This window comes from Okeania hirsuta (genome assembly GCF_003838195.1).
GTDB classification, from domain to species: domain Bacteria; phylum Cyanobacteriota; class Cyanobacteriia; order Cyanobacteriales; family Microcoleaceae; genus Okeania; species Okeania hirsuta.
Map to the genome: position 1 here is coordinate 1 of NZ_RCBY01000304.1, position 7249 is coordinate 7249.

At 37.2% G+C, this 7249-nt stretch carries 7 protein-coding genes; 1 reads left to right on the top strand and 6 read right to left on the bottom strand.

Annotated elements, in window-relative coordinates; translation table 11 throughout:
• Positions 1 to 281: 281 nt before the first annotated feature.
• The gene (gene psbB, locus D5R40_RS28640; protein ID WP_124147422.1) at positions 282 to 1808 is read right to left on the bottom strand and encodes a photosystem II chlorophyll-binding protein CP47; all 1527 of its coding nucleotides are present in this window, start codon (positions 1806 to 1808) and stop codon (positions 282 to 284) included.
• 278 nt (positions 1809 to 2086) lie between these two features.
• Positions 2087 to 2401 (bottom strand): hypothetical protein, encoded by a 315-nt coding sequence (locus D5R40_RS28645; RefSeq protein WP_124147428.1) that lies wholly within the window; start codon positions 2399 to 2401, stop codon positions 2087 to 2089.
• Between the two features lie 164 nt (positions 2402 to 2565).
• Here D5R40_RS28645 and D5R40_RS28650 point away from each other — a divergent pair, with 164 nt between their 5' ends.
• The gene (locus tag D5R40_RS28650; RefSeq protein WP_124155570.1) at positions 2566 to 2763 is read left to right on the top strand and encodes a hypothetical protein; all 198 of its coding nucleotides are present in this window, start codon (positions 2566 to 2568) and stop codon (positions 2761 to 2763) included.
• 1034 nt (positions 2764 to 3797) lie between these two features.
• Here D5R40_RS28650 and D5R40_RS28655 read toward each other — a convergent pair.
• From D5R40_RS28655 to D5R40_RS28670, 4 genes are all read right to left on the bottom strand, one after another.
• A complete protein-coding gene (locus tag D5R40_RS28655) occupies positions 3798 to 3998 on the bottom strand; it encodes a hypothetical protein (RefSeq protein WP_205127719.1) in 201 nt (66 codons plus the stop codon).
• Positions 3995 to 4777 (bottom strand): SDR family NAD(P)-dependent oxidoreductase, encoded by a 783-nt coding sequence (locus D5R40_RS28660; RefSeq protein WP_124147425.1) that lies wholly within the window; start codon positions 4775 to 4777, stop codon positions 3995 to 3997. The genes D5R40_RS28655 and D5R40_RS28660 overlap by 4 nt, the downstream gene beginning before the upstream one ends.
• A gap of 164 nt (positions 4778 to 4941) precedes the next feature.
• Positions 4942 to 5679 carry a sulfotransferase-like domain-containing protein gene (locus tag D5R40_RS28665; RefSeq protein ID WP_124147426.1) on the bottom strand — a complete coding sequence of 246 codons (738 nt, stop codon included), beginning with the start codon at positions 5677 to 5679 and terminating at the stop codon, positions 4942 to 4944.
• Positions 5680 to 5739: 60 nt separating this feature from the next.
• A complete protein-coding gene (locus D5R40_RS28670) occupies positions 5740 to 7104 on the bottom strand; it encodes an NAD(P)-dependent oxidoreductase (protein ID WP_124147427.1) in 1365 nt (454 codons plus the stop codon).
• Between the last annotated feature and the right edge of the window lie 145 nt (positions 7105 to 7249).

Genomic DNA, 7249 nt, shown 5'->3' on the forward strand with positions numbered 1-7249 from the left:
AAAGTCCAACGAAAATACTTTGTAACTTTTATCAAAGTAGTCGTTGGACTTTTATTTACGTTAAGCTGGTAAACTAATATATAAGCTGCACTTTCCATAAGGGAATTTCCTGAAGATCCAGTTCTATATTAGTTTACCAGCTTAACGTAAATAAAAGTCCAACGAAAATACTTTGTAACTTTTATCAAAGTAGTCGTTGGACTTTTATCGAAAATTTGAAGATGAGAGATACCTAGTTGTCTTAGTGGTTTACCTTTATTATTTGTTAAACCACATTCGCTTTAGGTTTCCTTCCTACGAGTACTTAGGTCACCCAATTTCTGGAATAGACCAAACTCTACTTGTTCCTCTAGGTCTGGGTCAATACCTGCGAATACGTCGCGGAACAATGTCCGACATCCGTGCCAAATATGACCGAAGAAGAATAGCAAAGCAAAACAAGCATGGCCATAAGTAAACCATCCACGAGTGCTAGTCCGGAACACACCGTCAGAGCCTAAAGTTTCTTGGTCAAACTCAAAAGGTTCACCTATCTGAGCTTTACGAGCATACTTCTTAACATCTGTAGCTTTAGTAAACGTTTGACCATTAAGTTCACCGCCTAAGAAGCTAACTGTTACGCCCTTCTCCTCAAAACTATATTTTGATTCTGAACGACGGAAAGGAATATCAGCCTTGACTACACCATCAGCATTGGTCAAGATAACTGGGAAAGTTTCAAAGAAGTTTGGTAGACGACGCACAAATAATTCCTCGCCATCTTTATCCTTAAATACTGGATGACCAAGCCAACCTTGAGCAAGACCATCACCATTATTCATTGGGCCAACACGGAAAAGACCACCTTTTGCAGGGCTATTACCAACATAGTCATAGAAAGCCAATTTTTCAGGAATAGTTGACCAAGCTTCTGAAGCAGTTTTACCTGCTGCTATTTCAGATTGAACGCGACGATCAATTTCTTGCTGGAAGTAACCGCTGTCCCATTGATAACGAGTAGGGCCAAATAATTCAATAGGGGTAGCCGCACAGCCGTACCACATTGTTCCAGCCACAACAAAGGCTGCAAAGAAAACTGCTGCAATACTGCTAGAGAGGACTGTTTCAATGTTACCCATCCGCAATGCTCTGTAGAGACGTTCTGGTGGTCTTACAGATAGGTGGAACAAACCAGCAATAATTCCCACAATTCCAGCAGCAATGTGGTGGGCGACAATGCCACCAGCATTGAATGGGTTAAACCCTTCCGGTCCCCAGGCTGGGGCTACTGGCTGAATAGAACCCGTTAATCCATAGGGGTCTGATACCCACATTCCTGGACCAAATACTCCTGTCAAATGGAAGGCTCCAAAGCCAAAACAGAGTAGACCTGATAAGAATAAGTGAATACCAAACATTTTTGGTAGGTCTAGAGCAGGTTCTCCGGTACGTTGGTCAAAGAACAGCTCTAAGTCCCAAAAAACCCAGTGCCATACAGCAGCTAGGAACAGCAAACCAGAAAGAATAATATGAGCTGCTGCTACACCTTCAAAAGACCAGAAACCAGGGTTAGTAGCGGCTTCTCCAGTAACACTCCAGCCACCCCAAGATTGGGTAACACCTAGACGTGCCATAAATGGCATAACGAACATTCCCTGACGCCACATTGGGTTCAGGACTGGATCGCTAGGGTCGAAGATTGCTAGTTCATAAAGGGCCATTGAGCCAGCCCAACCTGCTACTAGAGCAGTGTGCATTAGATGCACGGAAATTAGTCGTCCTGGATCGTTCAGAACAACTGTGTGTACTCGATACCAAGGTAGTCCCATTGACTACACTCCTCCTAATTAAGTGATGTCTATTCTGAAAGCTTTTTTCTTTTGTTTGTTATGCTCTTGTCTAAAATTGTCTTAGTTTTAGTCCAATAGTCAATATAGTCACTGACAAGATGGCCAATTTTATTCAAATAGGAGCATAAAAATTAAAACTATTTCAAGAATTGTATAGAGTTTTTAAGTTAATAGCAAGCAAACATTACAAAAGGAAAAAGTTGATGATGAATATTCAGTTAGATCAACTTTTGACTTTCAACTTAAGCCTAATGACTTTAGCTAATTTGACAGATGGCTGAGGTAGTACAAAGATATTCCAAGACTTTTTCAGAATTAATCAAGCGAGTCAACACCACGTTGCCAATATTCTGACTAGAAACAGACTTTTGAGCTTCAGCAGTGGGATAAATCTCTACCATCAATACTGGATCTTCGACTCGATGCAGCCACATTTTTTCATTTTTATCCAAAATACAAAGATTCATTTTTTCAATATCTGGTGCTCGTCTCCAAGCTGTTTCACTCCAGAGACCGCCGACAGTCCAAACTCTACCTACGGCCCATCCCTCTGATAAGAAGAAGTATTTCACAGACTTTTCTAAACTTGAGTAATTTATCAGAAAGTTTATCAAAGATTAAACCTTCTTTATGTTTTCAACTTAAAAGGTTCAGGACTTAAGATGTACGCTACATATAGCGTACATCTTAAGTTTAGTTGGTAAAGAAAAAGAAAATACTATTTAAAATAGTGTTAATGGATAGTTTATCTGCTACTCAAATACTGATGGCTGTAATTGATAATCTAGATCAGATTTATTATTGTCCTCTCAAGAGTAATCGTTTAGTCGATGATACTGGTGGTGTAAAAAAAATATCAAAATCTGGGAACATTAAGTTGGATTCAAGGGGAATTATTATCGGGAAAAATTATAAAAATCAAGGGTTTTCCTAGGGATAAAAAAGCGAGTGCGTAATTCTGACTCAAGATAGTCAAATTATTTCGGGGTACTGTTAATAACAGAACAGAATTTATTGTGACTAATGATTTAAATAAATCTGCTATAGATGATAGCGTAGCTCCTCTGAAAGAGGCTGTATAATTTGAGTATCAAACTAGGTGTAAAATTGAGGAGTTTCACAGGGAGTTCAAGCAACTAACTAGACTTGAATGTTGTCAAGGCAGTTCTACACAAATTCAAAAAAATCACATTGCTTGTGCAATACTGCCGAGTGAATCATCTGAAGAATTTAGCATATAATTTAGGAAAAACTATTTATCAAATTAAGAATGGGTTATTATGAAAATATCTCACTTAGGAACTGAAATATCCAACCATAAGAGCTGATTTATAAAGCAAATATTAAGAGATTTAATTCTTTGCAATACAAGGGTTTTAGGAGTTATAGCCCAATAACACCTAAATTCCTGAGAGTTAGATTACATAAAGGTTTTAGCTAAGTTTACAAATCAGCTCTAAAAATGACAGTTATTTAACTTTTTCAAGATTGGGGATTTAGTTAGTAAATTGAGGCTATCTGATTAAAAATCGACTAACATTTCGGTTTCGCTTCGCGACATGAAAAGCGGAGCGAAAGCCTCAGAAATCGCCAAATTTGTTATGCACTATGCCGCATTTTTGCCTGATTCCTGAAATCTTGAGGCGATCGCTAAATTAGTAGGTGCTATATATAATGTCTTTGGGTAAGTCCTGAGGTTATTAAAAAAAATATATAGAACTCTTCATATCAAATCCGTTTAATTCGGTATAAAAAAATGTTCCATCTTCAACTATTACCAAATATTTCTCGATCTCCCCTACTGCCTATCTCCCCTACTCCCCTACTCCCCATCTAATTACACCGATGCTACCGGATTTGATATCATTCCTGGATCATACAGTCAAGTACAGTGGAAGTCGCCCGCAGTGTTATCCATAATGCCAGATTTGATATCACTAGTGCAGGATGGCGGAAATAACTAACCAGTTAAAAAAGGTTCAAAAGCTTGTACAATAACCTTTCTTCCCTTCTGCCTTCTGCCTCGTGCCTTCTGCCTTTTTGCACTAGAAGTTTACCATTATTCATGTAGCAATTAGAGCGATCGCCACAAGGGAAAAACCAATTTCCATCACCTGTTTTCCAACTGACAAATACTTCAACGTTGCTATCAATCCAAATTTTTTTCACCACAGGGAACCTGCTGATATTGTTATATCCTCCATTGTAATACCCAATGCCTCATCACGACAAAGGAAAGCTGCTAGTTTGCCAACTTCTTGTGGTTGTATAATTCTCTTCTGAGGATAGCTATGCTTGATTTCCTCTAAGTATTCAGCAGCAGTTCGACCTTCAATTTTAGCAAGTCGTCCTATCATCCCTTCAGCTAATTTAGTTTCTACCCACCCTGGACTAATTGAGTTACAAGATACTCCATAAGGTGCGCCTTCCAAAGCGACACAGCGAGTCAGTCCAAGAATTGCTGCTTTAGAAGTACAGTAGGCAGCGTGAAGCGGAGCACCTACTGAAGCAGAAGTCGAGGCAATATTAATAATACGACCCCATTTCCGTTTTATCATTCCTGGAAAACATAGCTTAGTAGTGCGATAGATACCGTTGAGGTTAATATCTATAACCTTATACCACTCTTCGTCAGGATGATTGCACATTTCATGCTCATAAGCAATTCCTGCCGCATTGACAAGAATATCAACTTTGTCAAATGCTTTTATTGTAGTATCATAAAAAGCCTGGACTGAGTCAGTTGAGGATACATCCAGATTCATTACTAGAGCTTTAACACCTTGTGACTCAATTTCACTCTGACATGAACTTGTGCTAGCAGAACGAGAACCGACTGCTACATTTGCTCCACTTTCAGCTAAAGCAATAGCAATAGATTTTCCTATGCCAGATGTACCACCTGTTACTATTGCTACGCGATTTTTTAGAAATTTTGCTTGATTCACATTTTTCAAGAATTATAGAAGCCATTTAGTGTTTTTACAAAGGTGCGGTTTTTTGTCAAAGCAGTTAACCCACCCCTAACCCCTCCCAGGAGGGGAAGTCAGGAGATAGACAAATAAAATATAGTTGTATCTTTCCAGCATTTCGCAGGAAATGCTTAAAATTGTTATTCAATCTGCAAGCGATTTTCGTAGAGTTTTTGGTAGTAAGGTAAACAAAATTCATAGGCTTGCTTTAGATGTTCGCTATCTTCTATTTTGGCATAATCTTTCTTTTCCCTTTCTTTAAATCCTTGACTAGATAACACATAATTATGCCACCCCCCTTCCCATTGATTGATTTCTGGTTGAGGTTTAGATTTCCATTCTAGAGCTTCTTCAATAAATGGTATACCTATAGCATTACAATAGGCTTTAACAGTTGCTTGAGGTTTTTTAACTAAATCATCTGAATCAATTACTACTGGTATTTTTCCAGTAATTTCTTTAGCCATTTCAAACAGCTTATCAAGTTGAGCATATCCAGTTTCTTCTAAGGTAAAATCAGACCAATTTTTAAAGAGAGATGGCAACATTTTTTCTGGATGTCTAATCAGAAAACTATTATTAAAATTAGACAAAAACTCTTGATTAGCTACAGGTGCAACCTGGTAACTCATATCTTTAATAAAAACTGGCTGCTTTTCATTTTCTTGCTTTAATCTTTCCAAAATACAACTAAAATTGTATTGGGGATCTGGTTCTATATCTGGATAACGAGTAGTATTACAACGTTCTTCAGAGTAGTAAAAAGATTTTCCAAAAGGTTCGTCATCTACGAAAAAATCTCCTCTTTCCCGCATCATACGCTCAAATGCAGTGGAAGTTGAGCGTGGTACTGCCCACAAAGCTAATATTTTTTTCATTTTTTAATATCCTGCTTAGTTTACTTTAGTTTAAAATCTCTTAATTTTGTTTTGCTTATCTCATTCTTCTAACACAGCAATTATCTTATTAATTGTGGGAATATTGACTTTTTGATCGAAGTTATAGTCTTTAAATTTGGCAACTATTCTATCATTAGGTTGATAGGAATTTTCATTGTCAGACACCCAACTACTTCCACAACCCCAGCGAATAACTTTAACTAATAAGTCTTGACTTAATCCTATCTTTTGACCTAATTTATAAGACTCCTGTAAAATAAGGTAATTGATATATGCCATTAACTCTGTTAGAGTTTGAGCAATTTCTTCTAAGGGTTCTTGTAATTTCTGCTGAGGTCTATCATAGTTGAATTGATAGGGATGAGGTTTTATCCGACCAAAATCATCTTTAACAAACTCATTAGAATAAACATAGTTCCGATTTAAACCATAGGGGGAAGGTGCTGTAAATCCTGGTATTCTCAAATCAATGTTATTCTCATCTTCAACTAATTTAGTTACAATGATATAATTTTCAGAAAATTTATATGTCTTTCCAGCTTGCCGATATCTAGCCTCAATAATTTTTCCCAAAGGTAAAGGAACATTGAATTCTTCAGCTAATTTCACAGTTAAATCACTATCCTTAGCTGCAATTTCTAAACTACAGGAATTGTCGTAACTGCCATCAAAGATAAATGGAGATATTTGTTCTGCTGCAAAACTATTAGCTTGGGATGCTTTCATAAACTGCCACATCCAATCTAAGGGAATACCACAGGTTTTAGCAATGATCAGCACTTCCCCCAAAACAACTATAGCAGTATAACACAGTAAATTAGTCAAGAGCTTAACAGCTTGTGCTTCGCCAATTTGATTCATAACGAAGAAGGATATTTTGCCTACACCATTCAAAACTTCCTTACTAATGTCAAACCCCTCTCGATCTCCACTAACATAAAAACTCATATTACCAAAATCTACCCCCATGTGGGATAAATTACTCACAGGAGCTTCTAGACTATAAACACCTTTTTTCTTAGCTTCCCCAGCAATATACTTGGTATTATGATAATCTGTGGTTGAAAAATCAATCCAAGTCGATCCAGTTTTCATTCCATTCAAAGCCCCATTTTCCCCTAATATATTTTCTGTAACATGATGGGGTAAAGGTAGATTAGTGATCACAATATCAGCATTCTGAGCCACTTCTTGGGGACTATTACACCAAACTGCTCCAGCTTCAATTACTGTTTTAGCTGCTTCTGGATATTTATCATAAACTTGCACAGGATACCCTAATTCTAAGAGTTTAAAAATCATAGGTCGTCCCATATGACCTGTTCCAATATAAGCAACTGTAGCTTTGTTTTTCATCTCAAATTTTTTCTCACTTACTTTAAGATTATTTGTTAAATAAGTCAATTCATTTTTCGGCTTTACGCTCAATCTCAGAAAGGTAGTTTTCAACAATTAATAATTAATAATTACCTCTCCTTGAAAAGAAGAGGATTGACTAATCATGAAAATTTTTCTTCTCTTGGTCGATTGGATATGGCGAGGAGACCCG